Annotated in this window: 18 protein-coding genes; 8 read left to right on the top strand and 10 right to left on the bottom strand. The window is 59.6% G+C overall.

What is annotated here, in order from left to right; translation table 11 throughout:
- Nucleotides 1–198 precede the first annotated feature (198 nt).
- Nucleotides 199–612: a peptide-methionine (R)-S-oxide reductase MsrB gene (msrB, locus tag A3466_RS00930; RefSeq protein ID WP_022647790.1), complete on the top strand. Its 414-nt coding sequence runs from the start codon at nt 199–201 to the stop codon at nt 610–612.
- Between the two features lie 41 nt (nt 613–653).
- A complete protein-coding gene (locus tag A3466_RS00925) occupies nt 654–932 on the top strand; it encodes a YeaC family protein (protein WP_063449017.1) in 279 nt (92 codons plus the stop codon).
- 58 nt (nt 933–990) lie between these two features.
- Here the strand turns inward: A3466_RS00925 and A3466_RS00920 are convergent, their stop codons facing one another.
- The 4 genes from A3466_RS00920 to sppA all read right to left on the bottom strand — a co-directional run bounded on the left by A3466_RS00920 (nt 991) and on the right by sppA (nt 6049).
- Complete coding sequence (locus tag A3466_RS00920) at nt 991–2247, bottom strand: glycoside hydrolase family 18 protein (protein WP_063449016.1); 1257 nt, start codon at nt 2245–2247, stop codon at nt 991–993.
- Between the two features lie 215 nt (nt 2248–2462).
- Nucleotides 2463–3104, bottom strand: coding sequence for a bifunctional nicotinamidase/pyrazinamidase (pncA, locus tag A3466_RS00915; protein ID WP_063449015.1), 642 nt, complete (start codon nt 3102–3104; stop codon nt 2463–2465).
- Between the two features lie 9 nt (nt 3105–3113).
- On the bottom strand, nt 3114–4130 hold the full coding sequence (gene ansA / locus A3466_RS00910) for an asparaginase (RefSeq protein WP_032673734.1): 1017 nt from the start codon (nt 4128–4130) through the stop codon (nt 3114–3116).
- A gap of 62 nt (nt 4131–4192) precedes the next feature.
- On the bottom strand, nt 4193–6049 hold the full coding sequence (gene sppA / locus A3466_RS00905; protein ID WP_063449014.1) for a signal peptide peptidase SppA: 1857 nt from the start codon (nt 6047–6049) through the stop codon (nt 4193–4195).
- 167 nt (nt 6050–6216) lie between these two features.
- Here sppA and A3466_RS00900 point away from each other — a divergent pair, with 167 nt between their 5' ends.
- From A3466_RS00900 to A3466_RS00890, 3 genes are all read left to right on the top strand, one after another.
- Nucleotides 6217–6768 carry an NAD(P)H nitroreductase gene (locus A3466_RS00900; protein ID WP_063449013.1) on the top strand — a complete coding sequence of 184 codons (552 nt, stop codon included), beginning with the start codon at nt 6217–6219 and terminating at the stop codon, nt 6766–6768.
- Between the two features lie 116 nt (nt 6769–6884).
- The gene (selD, locus tag A3466_RS00895; protein ID WP_063449012.1) at nt 6885–7928 is read left to right on the top strand and encodes a selenide, water dikinase SelD; all 1044 of its coding nucleotides are present in this window, start codon (nt 6885–6887) and stop codon (nt 7926–7928) included.
- 4 nt (nt 7929–7932) lie between these two features.
- Nucleotides 7933–9855, top strand: coding sequence for a DNA topoisomerase III (locus tag A3466_RS00890; protein WP_063449011.1), 1923 nt, complete (start codon nt 7933–7935; stop codon nt 9853–9855).
- Between the two features lie 117 nt (nt 9856–9972).
- On the opposite strand, the gene gdhA is transcribed toward A3466_RS00890, so the two are convergent.
- The gene (gene gdhA, locus A3466_RS00885) at nt 9973–11316 is read right to left on the bottom strand and encodes an NADP-specific glutamate dehydrogenase (protein WP_006809116.1); all 1344 of its coding nucleotides are present in this window, start codon (nt 11314–11316) and stop codon (nt 9973–9975) included.
- A gap of 224 nt (nt 11317–11540) precedes the next feature.
- Here gdhA and A3466_RS00880 point away from each other — a divergent pair, with 224 nt between their 5' ends.
- The gene (locus A3466_RS00880) at nt 11541–11813 is read left to right on the top strand and encodes a YnjH family protein (protein ID WP_063449010.1); all 273 of its coding nucleotides are present in this window, start codon (nt 11541–11543) and stop codon (nt 11811–11813) included.
- On the opposite strand, the gene A3466_RS00875 is transcribed toward A3466_RS00880, so the two are convergent.
- Entirely contained in the window at nt 11773–12189 is a 417-nt protein-coding gene (locus A3466_RS00875; protein ID WP_063449009.1) for a pyrimidine (deoxy)nucleoside triphosphate diphosphatase, read from the bottom strand. The genes A3466_RS00880 and A3466_RS00875 overlap by 41 nt on opposite strands.
- Before the next feature lie 75 nt (nt 12190–12264).
- Between A3466_RS00875 and A3466_RS00870 the strand changes: the two genes are divergently transcribed.
- Both A3466_RS00870 and A3466_RS00865 read left to right on the top strand, forming a co-directional pair.
- Nucleotides 12265–12837 carry a carboxymuconolactone decarboxylase family protein gene (locus A3466_RS00870; protein ID WP_063449008.1) on the top strand — a complete coding sequence of 191 codons (573 nt, stop codon included), beginning with the start codon at nt 12265–12267 and terminating at the stop codon, nt 12835–12837.
- Entirely contained in the window at nt 12827–13444 is a 618-nt protein-coding gene (locus A3466_RS00865; RefSeq protein ID WP_063449007.1) for a CDP-alcohol phosphatidyltransferase family protein, read from the top strand. The genes A3466_RS00870 and A3466_RS00865 overlap by 11 nt, the downstream gene beginning before the upstream one ends.
- Here A3466_RS00865 and A3466_RS00860 read toward each other — a convergent pair.
- The 4 genes from A3466_RS00860 to A3466_RS00845 all read right to left on the bottom strand — a co-directional run bounded on the left by A3466_RS00860 (nt 13441) and on the right by A3466_RS00845 (nt 18104).
- Nucleotides 13441–14748 carry a rhodanese-like domain-containing protein gene (locus tag A3466_RS00860; protein WP_063449453.1) on the bottom strand — a complete coding sequence of 436 codons (1308 nt, stop codon included), beginning with the start codon at nt 14746–14748 and terminating at the stop codon, nt 13441–13443. The two genes, A3466_RS00865 and A3466_RS00860, sit on opposite strands and share 4 nt — an antisense overlap.
- A gap of 73 nt (nt 14749–14821) precedes the next feature.
- Complete coding sequence (locus A3466_RS00855) at nt 14822–15442, bottom strand: ATP-binding cassette domain-containing protein (RefSeq protein WP_063449006.1); 621 nt, start codon at nt 15440–15442, stop codon at nt 14822–14824.
- Complete coding sequence (locus A3466_RS00850; RefSeq protein WP_063449005.1) at nt 15442–16971, bottom strand: ABC transporter permease subunit; 1530 nt, start codon at nt 16969–16971, stop codon at nt 15442–15444. The genes A3466_RS00855 and A3466_RS00850 overlap by 1 nt, the downstream gene beginning before the upstream one ends.
- Nucleotides 16944–18104: an ABC transporter substrate-binding protein gene (locus tag A3466_RS00845; RefSeq protein WP_063449452.1), complete on the bottom strand. Its 1161-nt coding sequence runs from the start codon at nt 18102–18104 to the stop codon at nt 16944–16946. The genes A3466_RS00850 and A3466_RS00845 overlap by 28 nt, the downstream gene beginning before the upstream one ends.
- Nucleotides 18105–18107 lie beyond the last annotated feature (3 nt).

Below are 18107 nucleotides of genomic sequence, written 5' to 3'. Positions count from 1 at the left end.
CCCTTTGAGCTAGCAACCACATGGGGGCTGCGCCAGGAATTTTAAAGGCCTCACGGGATTAAAATGTGAAATTGATCACAATTGCCCGACCGCCTTTTCGCGACACATAAGTTTAGAACAAAAGTGCACGCGCGGGTGTTAATGTTTTGTTAGAATCTGGGTTAAAAGATGTCTGTTTCAACAGCGAGATGTAAGCATATGTCGAACCAACATAACCCCGACGATCTGAAAAAAAACCTGACAGAAATGCAGTTTTACGTGACGCAAAATCACGGCACAGAACCGCCGTTTACCGGGCGTCTGCTGCACAATAAGCGGGAAGGCGTCTACCACTGCCTGGTGTGTGATGCACCGCTGTTCAACTCCCAGACTAAGTATGATTCTGGCTGCGGCTGGCCGAGCTTTTACGAGCCTGTCAGCGACGATGCGATCCGCTACCTGACGGACTCCTCGCACGGCATGGTGCGTACCGAAATTCGTTGCGGAAACTGTGACGCCCATCTCGGGCACGTTTTTCCGGACGGCCCGCAGCCGACGGGGGAGCGTTTCTGCGTCAATTCGGCGTCAATGAGCTTTACCGATGACGAAAACGGCGACCAGACCAAAGGTTGAAAAAACGATTCAGCAAATTATTCCTTTGAAAGGGAGAGATCGTGAATATTGATGACATGATTGCTAGCATGACCCCGGAGGTGTATCAGCGTCTGGTGACGGCCGTTGAGCTGGGAAAATGGCCGGACGGTGGGGCGCTGACCCCGGAGCAAAAAGAGAACAGCTTGCAGCTGGTGATGCTGTGGCAGGCGCGTAACAATACCGAGGCGCAGCACATGACTATCGACACCAACGGTCAGATGGTGATGAAGAGCAAGCGCGAGCTGAAAGAAGAGTTTGGCATCACGCCGAAGCCGATTGCGACGATGAAAATGCAATAACGGTGCGGGTGATGCCCTTACCCAACCCTCTCCCGTCGGGAGAGGGCTTGATGTCGTACTACTTATGCGGGATCCCGAGCGACTCCGCCAGCTGCTTCGCTAACTGATTGTTGTCATCCGCGCCATACTCCCAGAACATGGCGCCTGCGAGACCTTTCTCCTTGATGTAATCCGCTTTGATCGCCACGGAACGCGGGTTCTCATAGGAGATCGCAAACAGCGCCTTCCCGTCGGCCGATTTTACCGACAGCCACGGTACCTTCGCCCGATCGTCCCAGTGTTCGGTAAAGCGTTTCTGCGGATCGTTCAACAGCTTGCTGACGATATCATTGTATTTCACATAGGTATCTTTGGTCAGATCGTAGCCAAGCGATTTAAACAGGCCAATTTCCCGCGGGCCGAAGTAGGGCTGGGTCACCGGATTGTTTTGCGCGTCCGGTTTGCTCCAGTCGATGCCCGGTTCAACGGCGCGCTTCGGTACGCGACCGTAAAAACCGATTCCGAGGTTCATCTGCTGCGGCTTAAGCCCGGCGGCCAGGTAGTTATTGACTACAAAATCGACGCTGTATTTATCGGCCTCGGCCACCGTTGGCCAGGCGCTGGAGTCATACAGATTGGCGTTGAAGTACTGGGTTCCGTACGCCATGTCGTAGGTCATCAGGTTGATGTAGTCGAGCAGGGGGGCAATGGCCTTCACGTCCACCCAGCTTTTCGGACTTTCCGCATTCGCGCCCACCGCAATCGTGACCAGCTTCTTCTGACCAAACGCGTCACGCAGCTCTTTTAACAGCGCGGTGAAATTATCCCTGTCGGCAGGGTTACTCTCGACCAGCCCCCACGCGCCGTTGACCGGGAATTCCCAGTCGAGATCGATCCCGTCCAGGCCGTATTTATTGACGATCTCCTGCGCGGAACGAATAAACACCGCGCGGCTCTCCTGGGTTGCCGCTGCGCCAGAAAAACCGCGCGCTCCCCAGCCGCCCACGGACAGCAGGACTTTCAGGTTCGGGTTTTGTTTACGAAGCTGAGGAATTAACGCCAGGTCGGACGCCACTTTCGGGGATAACCAGATTTGATGCAGCTTCGCCGGATCTTTCAGTGCGGCGTTGGTTTCGTCTTTCTCGTTGTTGTAGACCAGACCAAACGAGTAGTTCAGGTGGGTGATCTGGCGAACGTCGAGTTTATTGATATCGCCACCCGGTCCGGCGGTGACGTCGCCACCCCCGTTAAAGTAGCCCACGGACATCAGGGGCGCGGCGGAAGCAAGCGACGCGCAAAGCAAGGGTAATGCTGCCAGCAAGGGCAAACGTTTCATATAAGATCCTCTTTGACTAAAAATAACCACGCCACAGAAAAAGGCGTGGCGAAAAAACAGCCTGAAGAGGATAGCATTGCCGCTTCGCCTGTGATGCGAGGGAGTTCACTTTATGGAGATTGGGGGAGAAATGCCGGGTGGCGCTGCGCTTACCCGGCCTACAAAACCAGAGAAAGTAGGCCGGGTAAGGCGAAGCCGCCACCCGGCAAAAAAGCTTACGCCTGCGTCTCCAGCCAGTCAGCCAGCGTATACAGCGTTGCGCCTTCCGCCGCCATATCCATAAACGCCTGGGCGCTGTCCTGCGGCTGAATATTCACCCCACGACAGCCGTCGGTGATGACATTCACGGTATAGCCCAGCTGGAGCGCGTCCAGCACCGTAAACTTCACGCAGTAATCCGTTGCCAGACCCAGTACAATCAGCTCGGTGATCTCATGATGGCGTAACCACGCGTCCAGCGCCGTTTTCTGGCGGTGACCATTATCGAAAAAGGCGCTATAGCTGTCGATTGTCGGGTTTTCGCCCTTGTGGAACACGGCGTCGATCGCCTTCTGGTTCAGCAGCGGATGCAGCCCGGCGCCTTCCGTCTGCTGTACGCAGTGATCGGGCCAGAAGGTTTGCGCCAGCCCGTCCAGCTCGCCCTGACTATAAGGCTCAACGTTGTGCTGGCTGGCAAAGCTGCCGTGGTTTGCCGGATGCCAGTCCTGACTCGCCACGACCGCTTCACCGCGAGCCTTACACCACGCAATGAGCGAATTAGCGACGTCTACGGTGCTGTCGCCTTCCGCGACGGCCAGCGCACCGCCCGCACAGAAATCATTTTGCAAATCGACCAGTAACAGGGCGCGTTGCTTCATGGGAACTCCTTATTCGTCCGGCGTCAGTTCGCCGCGCAGGTTTTGCATCATGGCGCGGCGAATGGAATCAATATCCAGATCCTGACTCAGTAAATAGTGAAGTTTAGTCAGCGTTGCCTCAACGGTCATATCGAATCCGCTGATCACGCCCGCGTGCGCCAGGGCATTGCCGGTGGCGTAGCCGCCCATGTTGACCTTGCCGGACATGCACTGGGTGAGGTTGACCACCACAATCCCGCGATCGCTCGCCTCCTGAAGCTCCTTCAGGAACTCACCGTTCTGCGGGGCGTTACCCACACCATAGGAGCGCAGGATCAGCGCCTTTACCGGCTGGCGCAGAAAGTTGCGCACCACGTCGGCGGAGATGCCAGGATAAATCGTCACCACGCCAATCGGCTGCGGGGTGATTGGGTGAACAATCAGCTCGCCTGCGGTATTTGGCGCAGGCGGCGTGCCCAGACGGCGGATATGGATCCCCGCTTCAAGCAGTGGTTGCAGGTTAGGCGAGGCAAACGCGTCAAAACCATCGGCGTGCGCTTTAGTGGTACGATTCCCGCGGTACAGCCGGTTGTTGAAGAACAGCGACACTTCGTTGATCGGGTAATTAGCGGCCACGTACAGGGAGTTAAGCAGGTTGATCTGCCCGTCCGAACGCAGTTCCGCCAGCGGGATCTGCGAGCCGGTCACGATGACGGGCTTGCTCAGGTTCTCAAGCATGAAGGAGAGCGCCGAGGCGGTGAACGCCATGGTGTCGGTGCCGTGCAGGATCACGAAGCCGTCATACTGGTCGTAATGGGCTTTAATATCGTCCGCGATATGCTGCCAGTCTTCCGGCGTCATGTCGGAGGAGTCCATCAGCGGCTCATACTCGTGGATGGTGAAGTCCGGCATTTCCGGACGGTGGAATTCGGGCATCAGCGCCAGCTGGCGCTGCAAGTGACCGGAAACCGGGATATAGCCATTTTCCGAGCGCTGCATACCGATGGTACCGCCGGTATAGGCGACATAAATTGATTTCTTCTGCATGGTAGTGAGTTCTTGTTCTTCAAAAGAAAAAATCCCCTCTTCACGGGAAGAGGGGACGGTTTTTAACGCACGTTCGCACACGTCAGGCAAAACGCGTAACGGCTTTGCGGATCGTTGAAGGCCGCGAGCTTATCGCTCTCCGCTTTCATGGCTTTAGCCGCAGTCGCCACCGGCGCCGGCAGATACGCCTGAAGCGCTTCCGGCAGCATGGCGCGGACGGAGCCGGACATGCTGTCCATAACCATATCGAAGAACGTCGGTTCGTCCTGATAATAGTCCACGTGCCACTGCTTCAGCTTCGCCAGTTCCGCCGCTTTCTTCACGGCGTCATCGAAGTCACCCAGGCTGTCTACCAGACCGTTGCTCTTCGCATCCTGGCCGGTCCAGACGTGGCCCTGCGCGATCTGGTCAATCTGGTCTGGCGTCTTTTTACGGGAATCCGCCACCAGCGTAATGAAGCGCTTATAGCCACTCTCAATGCTGAGCTGCATCATCTCAGACACCTCAGGCGGCAGAGATTTCGTCACGGACACATCCGCCAGCGGCGAGGTGGACACCCCGTCGGTATGAACGCCGAGATAATCCAGGCTGTTCTCTACGGTGTTGATCACCCCGAAGATGCCGATTGAACCCGTCAGCGTGCTTGGGTTAGCCACGATGTAGTTAGCCGGCGTCGAGATCCAGTAACCACCGGAAGCCGCCATGCCGCCCATCGAGACCACGACCGGCTTGCCCACGGCGCGCGCGGCGGCCAGCTCAGCGCGGATCACCTCGGAGGCGCTGACGCTGCCGCCTGGGCTGTTGACGCGCAGAACAATGGCTTTCACTTTCGGATCCAGGCGAGCATCGCGGATCTGCGACGCGGTGGTATCACCGCCGACGTTACCCGGGGTTTCCTCACCGTCCATAATGGCGCCGTTGGCAAACACCACGGCAACGCTGTCGCCGCTGTCGTCCGGTTTTTTCGCGGCGTAGTCATACATGCTGATGGCGCTGTAGTTTTTGTCCTCTTTACTCCAGCCGAACTGTTTGGTCAGCGCTTTTTCAATTTCAGCGCTGGAGCCCAGCCGATCGACCAGTTTGTTATCAAGCGCGTATTTCGCCGTATCGCCGTCCACCTTACGCAGTCCGTCCAGTACGCCGCGCGCGCCCGGGAAGACCTGCTCAGCGGTCATTTGACGGTTAGCGGCAATGGTGCCGAGATAGTTCTGCCACAGCTCGCCAATCCAGCGGCTGTCCGCTTCACGGGCCGCAGGGGACATATCATCGCGGATGAACGGCTCCACGGCGGATTTATAGGTCCCGACGCGGAAGACGTGCGTGGTGACCTTCAGCTTGTCGAGCAGCGTTTTATAGTACAGACCGTTGGTGGCGAAGCCATGAAGATCGACCGTGCCCTGCGGCGAAAGCCAGATTTTATTGGCAAAGCTCGCCAGATAATATTGCCCCTGGGTGTAGCTGTCGCCAACGGCAATGACCGGCTTCCCGCTGTCGCGGAATTCGCGCAGCGCTTTACCGATGTACTGCATTGACGGCTGATCGGCCCCGGCAAAATCTTTCAGGTCCAGCACGATGCCCGTAATGTTACGGTCGTCTTTGGCCTGACGGATGATGTCAACGATATCAAACAGGGAGTTTTCCTGAAGACGGTCTGACGTTGCGCCAAAAAGCTGGCGGCCAATCACGCCCAGACGGTTGCTGGTAGACGGCTTATCGACAATCACCCCGGTGATGTCGAGCAGCAGCGCGCCGCGCGTTGAATTCTGCGCCTGGCTGGTGCTGCTGATATGCATCCAGATGCCCACGCAGACCAGGACCAGGAAGATGAAGAAGATATTCATCACCAGGTTGCGGACGAAGTTGAGCAGTCGCCACGTCCATTTAAAGAAACCGGCAAAGATTCGCCAAAGGGTTCGCATGTATTCTCCCTAACCAGAAAAGGACTGTTTCCGTCGCCACGGGACGGTAATGTGCGGTTATCGTAATGACCCAACCGCCACTTGTCAGCAGGAATCGCCTGCCGCGCTGTAACAAATTCTGCTGTCGTGTTAATTTTGTGAGTAAATTTCACGAAAGGAGTTAACCAATGGACGCACTTGAACTGCTTGTTAACCGTCGTAGCGCTTCCCGCCTGGCCGAACCGGCACCCGTCGGTGAGCAGCTGGAAAACATTCTGCGTGCCGGAATGCGTGCGCCGGACCACGGCACATTGCAGCCGTGGCACTTCTTTATTATTGAAGGCGAAGGGCGTGACCGCTTCAGCCATCTGCTGGAGCAGGGGGCTATTGCCGCAGGCCAGGATGAGAAGGGGATTGATAAAGCCCGCGACGCGCCGTTCCGCGCCCCGATGATTATTGCCGTCGTGGCAAAATGCCAGCCTGACCATAAGGTGCCGGTCTGGGAGCAGGAGATGTCTGCCGGTTGCGCGGTAATGGCAATGCAGATGGCCGCCCTCGCGCAGGGCTTTAACGGCATCTGGCGTACCGGCCCGCTGACCGGTAGCGCCGCTGTGCGGGAAGGCTTCTCCTGCAGTGAACACGATAAGATTGTCGGCTTCCTCTACCTCGGCACTCCACAGCTTAAAGCCTCCAGCACCATTAGCGTGCCGGATACCACGCCTTTCGTCAGCCGTTTTTAACCACACGCGCTAAACTGTCTGGATTCTGAGCATCCGCCGCAGAATTCAGACAGTCATACTTACCTCTTTATGGAATGAGCGCTACCATAGCGCGATTGAGATGACAGGAGACGTCCATGAGCGAGCAAACCATTCGTTTAACGCAGTACAGCCACGGAGCCGGTTGCGGTTGTAAAATTTCCCCGAAAGTGCTGGAGACCATTCTGCACAGTGAACAGGCGAAGTTTGTCGACCCGAACCTGCTTGTCGGTAACGAAACGCGTGACGATGCAGCGGTTTATGACTTAGGTAACGGCACCAGCATTATCAGCACCACTGATTTCTTTATGCCGATCGTCGACAACCCGTTCGACTTCGGGCGCATTGCGGCCACCAACGCCATCAGCGATATCTTTGCGATGGGCGGCAAGCCGATTATGGCGATCGCCATTCTGGGCTGGCCCGTCAACACCCTTGCGCCAGAGATTGCCCGAGACGTGATCGAAGGCGGACGCTTCGCCTGCCAGCAGGCGGGAATTGCGCTGGCTGGCGGCCACTCGATTGATGCGCCGGAGCCCATCTTCGGCCTTGCCGTGACAGGCGTGGTGCCGACCGAACGCGTGAAGCGCAACAGCACCGCGCAGCCGGGCTGCAAGCTGTTTCTCACCAAGCCGCTGGGCATTGGCGTACTGACGACCGCAGAGAAAAAATCGCTCCTTAAGCCTGAACACGTCGGGCTTGCGACGGAGGTCATGTGCCAGATGAACCTCGCGGGTGCGGCGTTCGCCAATATCGACGGAGTAAAGGCGATGACCGACGTCACCGGTTTTGGTCTGCTGGGGCACCTCTCAGAAGTGTGTCAGGGGGCGGGCGTGCAGGCGCAGGTCTGGTATCAGGACGTGCCGAAGCTGCCGGGCGTGGAAGAGTACATTGCCCAGGACGCCGTTCCGGGCGGGACGCAGCGCAACTTCGCCAGCTACGGCCACCTGATGGGCGAAATGCCGGAAGCGTGGCGCAACCTGCTGTGCGATCCGCAAACCTCCGGCGGCCTGCTGCTGGCGGTGACGCCGGAAGCGGAAGCTGACGTTCAGGCGACGGCCGCCGAGTTTGGCATCACCCTGACGGCCATTGGCGAGCTGGTGACCGCCCGCGGTGGCCGCCCGATGATTGAGATCCGTTAATTCGATGCGGTTGTTTATTGCCGAAAAGCCGAGCCTGGCCCGTGCCATCGCCGACGTGCTGCCTAAGCCGCATCGCAAAGGCGACGGCTTTATCGAATGCGGTAACGGGCAGGTGGTCACATGGTGTATCGGTCACCTGCTTGAACAGGCGCAGCCGGATGTCTACGACAGCCGCTATGCCCGCTGGAATCTCAACGATCTGCCGATCGTGCCGGAAAAGTGGCGTCTGCAACCTCGTCCGTCCGTCACCAAACAGCTTAACGTCATCAAGCGCTTCCTGCATGAGGCGACGGAGGTGGTTCATGCGGGTGACCCGGACAGGGAAGGGCAGCTGCTGGTAGACGAAGTGCTGGACTACCTGGAGCTGGCGCCGGAGAAGCGTCAGCAGGTACAGCGCTGCCTGATTAACGACCTCAACCCGCAGGCGGTGGAGCGCGCGATTTCGCGCCTGCGCGCCAACAGCGAATTTATCCCCCTGTGTGTCTCCGCGCTGGCCCGTGCCCGCGCGGACTGGCTGTACGGGATCAACATGACCCGCGCCTACACCATCCTCGGTCGCAATGCGGGCTATCAGGGCGTGCTCTCCGTGGGCCGCGTGCAAACCCCGGTGCTGGGGCTGGTGGTGCGTCGTGACGAAGAGATCGAAAATTTCGTCGCAAAAGATTTCTTTGAAGTGAAAGCGCATATCGTCACGCCGAAAGACGAGCGCTTTACCGCCGTCTGGCAGCCGAGCGACGCCTGTGAGTCGTATCAGGACGAAGAGGGGCGGCTGCTGCATCGTCCGCTGGCAGAGCACGTGGTCAACCGCATTACTGGCCAGCCCGCAATCGTCACCAGCTATAACGATAAACGGGAATCAGAGCCTGCACCGCTGCCGTTTTCCCTTTCGGCATTGCAGATTGAGGCCGCGAAAAAGTTTGGCCTGAGCGCGCAGAACGTGCTCGATATCTGCCAGAAGCTTTACGAGACCCACAAGCTGATCACCTATCCGCGTTCGGACAGCCGCTATCTGCCGGAAGAGCACTTCGCTGGCCGCCATTCGGTGATGAACGCCATTGGTGTCCATGCGCCGGATCTGCTGCCTCAGCCTGCGGTTAACCCGGATACCCATAACCGCTGCTGGGACGATAAAAAAGTCGATGCCCACCACGCGATTATCCCGACGGCGCGCGCCAGCAGCGTCAACCTTAGCGACAACGAAGCAAAGGTCTATAACCTGATCGCGCGTCAGTACCTGATGCAGTTCTGCCCGGACGCGGTGTTCCGCAAGTGCACGATAGAGCTGGAGATTGCCAAAGGCAAATTTATTGCGAAAGCGCGTTTCCTCGCGGAAGCGGGCTGGCGCACGCTGCTCGGCAACAAAGAGCGCGACGAAGAGAACGACGGCACGCCGCTGCCGGTGGTGGCGAAAGGTGACGAGCTGCTGTGCGAGAAGGGCGAAGTGGTTGAACGTCAGACCCAGCCGCCGCGCCACTTTACCGACGCCACGCTCCTTTCCGCGATGACCGGGATCGCCCGTTTTGTGCAGGATAAAGATCTGAAGAAGATACTCCGCGCCACCGACGGTCTGGGCACGGAGGCAACCCGAGCGGGGATCATCGAATTGCTGTTCAAGCGCGGTTTCCTGGAGAAAAAAGGGCGCTATATCCATTCAACGGAGCCGGGCCGGGCGCTCATCCACTCCCTGCCGGAGCTGGCCGCAAGGCCGGATATGACGGCGCACTGGGAGTCGGTGCTGACGCAAATCAGCGAAAAGCAGTGTCGTTACCAGGACTTTATGCAGCCGCTGGTGGGCACGCTTTATCAGCTGATTGACCAGGCGCGCAGCACGCCGGTGAAGCGCTTCAGAGGGATGGTTGCGCCCGGTGGCGGGGCGAAGAAGCCGTTCAAAAAGAAAAAGAGCGCGGCCAAAAATACAGTTGCTTAAACCGTAGGCCGGGTAAGGTGCAGCCGTCACCCGGCGAAAAGCGGCTCTGCGGCCCAGAAAAAAAGCCCGGTGGCGCTGACGCTTACCGGGCCTACAGGGCGAGATCGCAGCGAAATGTTAAATCACACCCTGCCCGATCATCGCATCTGCCACCTTCACGAACCCGGCGATGTTGGCGCCGCGCACGTAGTTGGTCTGTGACGCCTCGCCGCCGTACTCCACGCAGGCATGGTGAATATCCAGCATAATGTGGTGCAGTCGGGCATCCACTTTCTCTGCCTTCCAGCCCATTCTCGCGGCGTTTTGCGCCATTTCCAGGCCGGACGTTGCCACGCCGCCCGCGTTCGCCGCCTTGCCCGGAGCAAACAGCACGCCTGCTTCGAGGAACAGATCGGTCGCTTCAATGGTGGTGGGCATGTTTGCCCCTTCCGCTACCGCCTTTACGCCGTTGCTAATCAGCGTACGGGCGGCGTCCACGTCCAGCTCGTTTTGCGTCGCGCACGGCAGGGCGATATCCACCGGCACGCCCCACGGCTGCTTGCCTTCCAGGTAGGTCAGGCCAAACTCGCGGGCATAGTCCGCCACGCGCCCGTCGCGGCTGGCTTTGATTTCGCACAGGCGCGCCAGTTTTTCTGCCGTAAAGCCGGCTTCATCCACCACGGTACCGCTGGAGTCGGATGCGGTCACTACGCGCGCGCCAAACGCCATCGCTTTCTCGATAGCGTACTGCGCCACGTTGCCGGAGCCGGAGACCGCCACGCGCATCCCCTCGAAGCTCAGGCCGTGACGCTTAAGCATCGCTTCGGTGAAATAGACCAGACCGTAACCCGTCGCTTCGGGGCGAATCAGGCTGCCGCCAAACGACAGCCCTTTGCCGGTAAAGACGCAGGCGCTGTTGTTGGAGAGTTTTTTCATCATCCCGGCCATAAAGCCCACTTCACGTCCACCCACGCCAATATCACCGGCAGGGACGTCGGTATCTGGCCCAAGGTGACGATAGAGCTCAGTGACCAGCGCCTGACAGAAGCGCATCACTTCGCCTTCGCTTTTGCCTTTTGGATCAAAATCACTCCCGCCTTTGCCGCCGCCCATCGGCAGGGTAGTGAGCGCGTTTTTAAAGGTCTGCTCGAAGCCGAGGAATTTCAGAATCGACAGGTTCACCGACGGATGGAAGCGCATCCCGCCCTTAAAAGGCCCAATGGCGGAGTTAAACTGTACGCGCCACGCACGGTTGACCTGCACCTGATTGCGATCGTCCACCCATGCCACGCGGAACTGGATCACGCGCTCCGGCTCCACCAGACGTTCAAGCAGCGCCATCTGGCGGTAGCGCGGGTTTTCTTCAAGGAAGGGCCACAGGGTGGTCATCACTTCACGAACGGCCTGGGCGAACTCGCTTTGGTGCGGGTCGCGCTGCTGAACGTGGGCAAGGAAGCTTTCCAGAGAGCGTGTCTGATCCATAGATATAAGAACCTCTTATAATAATTTATGCGCGTGGCGTAGATGTTATGTGTTGTTTTTTTGACTATACCACCCGCACCGCTTTGAGAGGCAAGCAGAAATTTAGACCGAAAGGGAAATTAATGACGAGGCGCGCGTCATAACTAAAAGCGATGACGAGATAAATTAAAGATCCCGTCGCGATCTACCGTTATAGATATAAACGATGCAAAGGAAATAAAGCTATGAACCGTTACGCAATGGCCGCGTTGTGCTTGATGTTTTCTGCCGGGGCGCAGGCTGACCGCTTTCGACCGGATGTTGAGGTGAACGTGCCGCCAGAGGTCTTTAGCGCCGGCGGCCAGCGCGCGCAGCCGTGCAATCAGTGCTGTATTTATCAGGATCAAAACTATTCAGAAGGGGCGGTGGTCAGGGCGGATGGCGTACTGTTGCAATGCCAGCGCGATGAACGCACCCTCAGTACGAACCCGCTGGTCTGGCGTCGCGTAAAAGAATAAACGCTTCCAGCAGCGGAATATCCGCCGGCGCTAACTCATAGCTGAAAGCGTCTTCTGGCGTGCACCACACCAGCGCCGAGTGGTAGTGCGCCTTTAGCTCGCCGCTAAATTCCGGCACGTGCCAGGCGTGGAGGTGGATCAGCCGCTGCGACACTTCCCGCCGGTGGCTTGCCACATACTGCGCGGGCACGGCCTCAATGCCGAGCTCTTCACGCAGTTCGCGGATCAGCGCTTGGGGCTGGGTCTCACCGGCTTCAACCTTGCCGCCCGCAAATTCCCACATTCCTGGCTGATCCGCATGGGCAGGGCGCTGTGCCAGTAAAATCTTGCCCTCTTTTTCAAGGATGGCCGCAACAACATCGAGTGTTTTCAGCATGTTCGTCAATAATTAATAGCGAAAAACGACATATTATCGTGCCCTTTCAAAGAGTCCAGTCATCAGGAGAAACAGGTGAAAGAGACATCCGCCTGGGTTGCCCCCATTGAATCCCTTCCCGTCAGCCTCAAGCCCATTGCCGCGATGCAGAAAAAACACTTCGGTGCGGTGCTAAACCCTACCCGCTGGTGGGGGCGCATGCCGCGTCTTTTCTGGCTGGTGGCGCTGTTTGTTGGCTATCTGGAGCGCCGCCGGGCGCGTTTGACGCCGGTGCTGCGTTCGCTGCTGATGACGCGGGTTTCGCAGATCTGCCACTGCGCATTTTGTATCGATGCCAACAGCCTGCGTCTGGCCGAGCGGAGCGGGGCGCTGGATAAAGTGCAGGCCGTCAGTGACTGGCACCATTCCATCCTGTTCAGCGAAGAGGAGCGCGCGGCGCTGGCCTTTGCGGAGGCGGTCACCGCCACGCCGCCTCGGGTGGATGAAAATATCAAAAGCCAGCTAAAGCGCCACTTTACGGAAGAGACCATCACCGAAATGACGGCCCTGATTGCCTTTCAGAACCTTTCCGCCCGCTTTAATGCCGCACTGGATATTCCGGCGCAGGGGTTGTGCGCCACGTTTAAAGGTAAACCGCATGCTGGATAAACATCTGCACCCCCGTCTGAAGCCCCGGCTAAATCAGCTGGCTGCCGCGCTGGATAAACCCTTTGTCACGCCTGACGGATTAACGCTCGCCGGGTTTGCCATCGGCGTGCTGGCGTTACCGTTTCTGGCGCTGGGCTGGTATCCGGCGGCGCTGGTCGCCATAGTGCTGAACCGGCTGCTGGACGGGCTGGACGGCGCGCTGGCGCGTCGCCGTGGCCTGACGGATGCGGGAGGGTTTCTTGATATCGCCCTCGACTTCCTGTTTTATGCCCTGGTGCCGTTTGGCTTCGCGCTGGCTGCACCGGCTGAAAATGCAATTGCTGCCGCCTGGCTGCTGTTCGCGTTTATCGGCACGGGCAGCAGCTTTCTGGCCTTTGCCGCGCTGGCGGGGAAACATAATATCGACAACCCCGGCTACGCGCACAAGTCGTTTTATTACCTCGGAGGGTTAACGGAAGGAACGGAGACCATCGCGCTGTTTGTGCTGTGCTGCCTGTTTCCGGCACACTTCACGCTGTTTGCCTGGGTGTTTGGCGCGTTGTGCTGGCTGACCACCACAACGCGCATCTGGAGCGGTTACGTGACGCTGAAGTCACTCTCCCGCTAGCGTGTACTCTCCGGGCCGCGCGCGCCGGTGGAGACCGGGTTCTGCGGATGACTGCTCCATTCGTACCACCCGCCGTCGTAGACAGCCACGTGCTTCCAGCCCATGGCGCGGGCGTACATGAAGGCTTCAGACGCGCGCCAGCCGGTGCCGCAGTAAAATGCAACGTGCTGCTCCGGCAGGATATTCCACGCCTTCCACATGTCGGCGATGTCATCGGCGCTGCGCATGGTGCCGTCCGGATTGTGGAAATCCTCCATATGGGTCGCGTCGCTGCCCGCATGGCCCCAGCGCGCGCCGGCAATATCACCTTTTGGCTTGATATAGCTGTAGCCGCTGGTTTCACCGATGAATTCCGGCCAGGAACGAATGCTTACCAGGGATGCATCCTGACGGTGCAGCATTCCCCGGGCCTGTTCCATATCCACCATCAGTTGGGGTTGAACCGGGATCGGCGCGCCAAAATCAGGGGCTGGCGTTACGTTCTCAGGCGTTCCGCGCTCAACGGGCAGGCTGGCGTCTGACCATGCCTTCCAGCCGCCGTCCAGAATACGCACATCCTTCACGCCCGCGTAGAGCATGATCTGCGCTACGCGCGCGGCGGCATACACGTCGCGACCGTACAGAATGACGGTGGTATCGTGACGGATCCCGTGCTTCGTCAGCATCGCTTTAAGCTTCTCGTCAGAGACCTTATTCCACAGCGGCTCGCTTTCCACTTCGTTGGTGTCAATGTAACCCGCGCCGGGAATGTGGCTCAGGAGATAAAGCTTCGGCGCACCCCAGCCAGCCTCAATCACCTTCCAGTCGCCCGCCGGCGCGGCGGTAACCGGTTTACCCTGCTGCAACCGGTGGATCCACTGCGGATAAACCAGCTGTTCGAAATGCGCCAGCCGTTGCAGACGGTCAGCCTGTTGCAGGGCGTCGCTCAGGATGGAAACGTGGGTAAAGCCTGCTTTTTCCAGCCGCGTTTTGACGGTCTGGTTGTCGTCATCGTTGCCATAGAGCGCAACCGGCACGTCTGGCGTCAGCCGGTGCTGTTTTGCCCAGCCGCTGAGCTGTTCATCGCTCATTGCCCCAAGCCAGCGGGCAGAGAGATTAAGCGCGGCGGGCTCGTGCCCGGACGTTCCGCTCAGGGTCTGCGGCCAGCCGTTATAGAACGCACTGATACGCGTATCGATTACCGCGCCGTTCTGCGCCTGTAGCTGGGCCAGCGTGAGGGAGTGGGGCATGTCAGCCGCCGAGGAGGAAAGGGAAGCGAGGCCGCAAATCAGGGCCAGCGCGGTCAGTTGAGAAACACGTTTCATCGAAAAACCTGACGTCATTAAAAGAGGATGGCATTGTCGTCGCTCCTGAGGCCAAAAACATTGCGTTAGCACATTATTGCCAGCGAGAAATCTCAATCACCTTCCCGCCGGGCGGAATATCGTCCTCATCGTGGGTGACCAGTACCACAGGGATCCTGCGCTGACGAGCGATCTCAAATACCCATGCGCGGAATGAGGCGCGCAGCGCTTTATCCAGACGACTGAACGGCTCGTCGAGCAGCAATGCCTGCGGCTGGGCGAGGAGGGCGCGCAACAGGCTCACCCGGGCGCGCTCGCCGCCGGAAAGGGTAGCCGGATCGCTGGCGTAGTGGTTTGCCAGCCCGGCAGTGCCCAGGGCCTGCTCGACCGCCTCGCGCCGGGCGCGCCCGGCAACGTGCGCCGGCAGCGCCAGCATCAGGTTTTGCCCCACGCTGAAGGCGTCAAACAGCAGGGCATCCTGAAAGAGAATGCCGATCCCGCGCGTTTCCACGGGAAGCAGATCGCAGCGACGATCGTTCAGCCACAGCTCGCCGTGCGCCTTAAAATCAGCGGATAACGCGCCCACCATCCAGGCGAAAAGGGTCGATTTCCCGCTCCCGGATGGCCCCATTAGCGTGACGATCTCCCCCGCCGGGACGCGGAAGTTGACCTCATGAAAGAGCGGCGAAATGGTGAGATTTTTCACGTTCAGCATCAACGTAATCCTTGTCTGTTACGGCCTACGAGGCGGGAGAGCAGCGCGGCAAGGGCAAAGACGCTGCTGGTCAACAGCAGCAGACCCAGCGCCCGGTTAGCCAGCACGGGCACGCTGCCGCCGCTGCTGAGGGCGACGGCCTCAGTCGTCAGGGTGGTGAGACGGCCCGCCCCCAGCCAGAGGGTAGGCATGTACTGGGCTATGCTCACGGAAAAGCCGACTGCAAAGGCCAGCAGTGCCGGGCGAACCATCAATGGGCATTTTACGCGCCAAAAAATTTTCGCCCGTCGCCAGCCCAGCGTTCTGGCGGTCAGGATCAGACGGGGATCGATCCTGCGCCAGGCCGGTTGCAGCACCAGAAGCATCCACGGGATGACCCAGAGCATATGGCTCCAGAGCACCGCAGCGTACTCGCCGTCGATGCCCAGCCACAGCGCAACGGCATACTGCCCGGACACGAGCGGCAGCGCAGGGAGGGCAAGCGGCAGCCAGATCCACACCGCGCCACGCGTCGGCCCCCACTCAAGCCAGAGCAGGATGATTGCCAGCGCTATCAGGCTCGACAGCAGTCCCAGCGAAACGCTGTCGCTGACGGGGCCGACGTCGTCCCGTCGTGCCAGCAACAGCAGGACAAGCGCGCAGAGCACCCCGCACAGCGGCAGTAGCGCGCCCAACGTACGTGCGGGCAGCATGAAATGAGAAGGATGACGGATCCCGGAGGTGTCCGGCCCGGCGCGCCGCCATGCCGTCCAGAGGCCGTAGCCTGCGGCCGCCAGCGCGGCAAGCAGCAGGAGTAACACCAGACACAGCAGCGTTCCCTTGGTGTGCTGCTGCGCATCGCCCTGGGTGAGCCACTGCCAGGCCAGTACCGCCAGCGTCGGCGGGTTGCCCGGCCCGAGCACAACGGCTACATCCACCGCGGAAAGCGACCAGGCCAGCACCGCCACCATCACGGCGCCCAGCGCCGGGGCGATGGCCGGAAGGATGAGCCAGCCGAGCGCCTGCATCCGCCCGTAGCCGAAGGTATGCAGCACGATTTTCTGCTGGGCGAGGCGCTTTTCAGGCAGCGCGGCGTAGATCGCCCACAGAACGAACGCACTCTCTTTGACCGCCAGCGTCAGGCCAAGCCCGATACCGTACCGGTCCAGCTGCGGCGAGCAGAATGTACAGAGCCGGTAAAACTGACCGCCTTCCGCAAACAGCAGCAGCGCACTGGTGGCGAAGGCGATGTGCGGCACGGCTAACAGCCACGGCAGGCGGGTGCTCAGGCGCTGCCAGCCTTCACCCGGCCAGAGAAGCGCAAGCAGGCTCAGGGCGATAATCAGCGAACCCAGCGTCGCGATCAGCGCTGACACCAGCGTGGCGGCCAGCGCCTGCGGCAGCTGTGGGTCGGCAAACAGCGCCGCCCAGTTGTCGAAAGAGAACGCCGGAGCCAGCAGCATGCCGCTGGCGGGAAGCAGCGGCAGATAGATCACCGCCATTGCTACCCACACCAGCCCGCTTAGCGGGTTCCGTAGCGGCGAAGCCATTCCTGCTCCAGGGCGTTCACCCAGGCGGCGTGCGGTTCAGGAAGCACATCTGGGGTGCCCGAAGGGGTAAAGGCGCGAAGCTGTTTTGCCGCTGTCGCAGGCAGTTTTCCGCCGTCCAGCACGCTCGGGTCACCCCAGACGGCAGGATCGGCTTTGCGGATCTGCGCCTGGGGTGACAGCAGGAAGTTCGCCACCACTTTTGCGCCCGCGCTTGCGCTCGCATTTGCCGGGATAGCGACAAAATGCACGTTGCCAATCATGCCCCGGCTAAAGCCGAAGCTGTAGCTGTCGGCAGGCAGTTCACCGCTCGCCACCTTTTGCTGCGCGTGGGCCGGATTAAACGTCAGCGACAGGTTCAGGCTGCCGCTGGCCAGCAGCGTATCCATGCGCGCAGGCGACGGAGGAAAATCGTTCCCTTCACGCCACAGCAGGGGATGCAGCGTATCAAGATAATCCCACAGCGGCGCGGTGACCTGCGCAAAGGTATTATCTGGAGCCTTTTTCAACGCCTCCGGATGGGCGGTCAACGCCAGCAGTAGCTGCTCAAGAAACGCGGTGCCGGTAAAATCAGGAGGACGTGGATAGCTCACCTTGCCGGGGTGTTGCTGAGCGTAAGCCAGCAGCGCGCGGGGATCTGCCGGCGGCGTCGGCATGCTCGATTTCCGGGCAATAAAGGTTAGCTGCGCGCCGCCCCAGGGGGATTCTGCGCCCTCGGTAGGAAGGGCAAAATCTTCCGTCACCGGTTTGCGGGTATCGACATAACGCCAGTTGGGCAGGGTTTGCGCCCAGCCGGTGAGCAGCAGGTTCGCCTCTTTCAGCGTGCGGAAGTTTTCACCGTTTACCCAGAGCAGATCCACCGACCCGTTACGGCTGCGTCCTGCGGCCTGTTCCGTCTGGATCCGCTTAACCGCGTCGGCGGCATCGGCCAGGTGAACGATCTTCAGGTCGATGGCGTAGTGCGTTTTCACTTCGCCGCTCACCCAGTCGAGGTAACGGTTAACGGCCTCATCGCCGCCCCAGGCGTTAAACCAGACGGTCTGCCCGCTGGCCTGCTGTTGAAGGGATTGCCAGCTCTGGGCTGCAAAGAGGGGCGTTGCCAGCAGCAGACCCGTCAGAAACGCGCAAAAACGCACCCG

This window comes from Enterobacter genomosp. S (assembly GCF_001631805.1).
GTDB classification, from domain to species: Bacteria; Pseudomonadota; Gammaproteobacteria; order Enterobacterales; family Enterobacteriaceae; genus Enterobacter; species Enterobacter quasihormaechei.
Note: the sequence above shows the minus strand (reverse complement) of the source record. Positions and strands in the feature narration are given on the sequence as shown.